Raw genomic sequence first — 2,434 nt, 5'->3', positions numbered from 1 at the left:
GACATAAAAAAACCTCACACATTGCTGTATGAGGTTTGTAAAAAAACTGGCGGCGACCTACTCTCCCGCGTTAGCAGTACCATCGGCGCTGGTGGGCTTAACTTCTGTGTTCGGAATGGGAACAGGTGAGCCCCACCGCTAAAACCACCCTAAAGGTTGTATATAGCTGTAGGCAGTAGGCTATAAGCTTGAGGCTTACAGCATAAAGCATACTGCTTTTTATCGGTAAATTTCATCACAAAGGCAAAACCAGTAGCGCACTTATAAGGCTTGGCCTACAGCATATTGCTTTAAGCTTACTGCAACCTTATAGGCTATAAATCTACGGGTAATTAGTACTACTCGGCTATGCTGTTACCAACTTTACACCTGTAGCCTATCAACGTGGTCATCTCCCACGACCCTTAAAAGATGTCTCATCTTGAGGCGAGTTTCACACTTATATGCTTTCAGTGTTTATCTCTTCCAAACATAGCTACTCAGCGGTGCACCTGGCGGTACAACTGATACACCAGAGGTTTGTTCAATTCGGTCCTCTCGTACTAGAATCAAGCCCTCTCAAACATCTAACGCCCGCAATAGATAGAGACCGAACTGTCTCACGACGTTCTGAACCCAGCTCGCGTGCCACTTTAATGGGCGAACAGCCCAACCCTTGGGACCTTCTCCAGCCCCAGGATGTGACGAGCCGACATCGAGGTGCCGAACCTCCCCGTCGATGTGAGCTCTTGGGGGAGACTAGCCTGTTATCCCCGGAGTACCTTTTATCCTATGAGCGATGGCCCTTCCATACGGAACCACCGGATCACTATGTCCTGCTTTCGCACCTGATCGACTTGTTGGTCTCACAGTCAAGCACCCTTATGCCATTACACTCTACGCACGGTTACCAAGCGTGCTGAGGGTACCTTTGAAAGCCTCCGTTACTCTTTTGGAGGCGACCACCCCAGTCAAACTACCCACCACGCAATGTCCTTCTAAAAGAAGTTAGGCTCCAAGTAAGTAAAGGGTGGTATTTCAACGTTGGCTCCACAAACACTAGCGTGCCTGCTTCAAAGCCTCCCACCTATCCTACACATTACTTACTCAAAGTCAATACGAAGTTATAGTAAAGGTTCACAGGGTCTTTTCGTCCCATTGCGGGTAATCGGCATCTTCACCGATACTACAATTTCACCGAGCTCGTGGCTGAGACAGTGCCCAGATCGTTACACCATTCGTGCAGGTCGGAACTTACCCGACAAGGAATTTCGCTACCTTAGGACCGTTATAGTTACGGCCGCCGTTTACTGGGGCTTCAGTCAAACGCTTCGCTTACGCTAACGCCCTTCCTTAACCTTCCAGCACCGGGCAGGTGTCAGACCCTATACAGCATCTTTCGATTTAGCAGAGTCCTGTGTTTTTGATAAACAGTCGCCTGGGCCTCTTCACTGCGGCCACCATTGCTGATGGCGTCTCTTCTTCCGAAGTTACGAGACTATTTTGCCTAGTTCCTTAGCCACGACTCACTCGAGCACCTTAGGATTCTCTCCTCGACCACCTGTGTCGGTTTTGGTACGGGTTGCTTCACTTCGGCTTTTCTTGGATCCGATTTCACTATAACAGCTTCGCCCGAAGGCTAGGCCTTGACACTTCCGTCCGTCTTCAATAGCTACATCGAACCGTCCCCTTTTTAGTGTGAGCAAGTATGGGAATATTAACCCATTGTCCATCCACTACCCCTTTCGGGTTCGCGTTAGGTCCCGACTAACCCTCAGCTGATTAGCATGGCTGAGGAAACCTTAGTCTTTCGGTGAGGGGGTTTCTCGCCCCCTTTATCGTTACTTATGCCTACATTTTCTTTTCTATAAGCTCCACCAAGCCTCACGACTCAGCTTCTACGCCGATAGAATGCTCTCCTACCAGATGTACGAATGTACAAATCCATAGCTTCGGTATTCTGTTTATGCCCGATTATTATCCATGCCGGACCGCTCGACTAGTGAGCTGTTACGCACTCTTTAAATGAATGGCTGCTTCCAAGCCAACATCCTAGCTGTCAATGCAGTCCAACCGCGTTGCTTCAACTTAACAGAAATTTGGGGACCTTAGCTGTTGGTCTGGGTTCTTTCCCTCTCGGACATGGACCTTAGCACCCATGCCCTCACTGCCGTAGAACATTTATTAGCATTCGGAGTTTGTCAGGAATTGGTAGGCGATGAAACCCCCGCATCCAATCAGTAGCTCTACCTCTAATAAACTTATATACGACGCTGCACCTAAATGCATTTCGGAGAGTACGAGCTATCTCCCAGTTTGATTGGCCTTTCACCCCTACCCACAGGTCATCCGAAGACTTTTCAACGTCAACCGGTTCGGTCCTCCACTTTGTGTTACCAAAGCTTCAACCTGCCCATGGGTAGATCACAAGGTTTCGCGTCTAATCCTACTAACT

At 48.8% G+C, this 2,434-nt stretch carries 2 rRNA genes; both read right to left on the bottom strand.

What is annotated here, in order from left to right:
• Nucleotides 1–44: 44 nt before the first annotated feature.
• Nucleotides 45–152: ribosomal RNA gene (gene rrf / locus AC0N32_RS19730) — 5S ribosomal RNA — on the bottom strand.
• A 159-nt stretch (nucleotides 153–311) separates the two neighbouring features.
• Nucleotides 312–2,434 (bottom strand): 23S ribosomal RNA (locus AC0N32_RS19725); the annotation flags it as partial.

The sequence above is a fragment of the Chryseobacterium endophyticum genome (genome assembly GCF_056333165.1).
The sequence above is the reverse complement of the archived record's forward strand: the minus strand, read 5'-3'. Positions and strand labels throughout refer to the sequence as shown.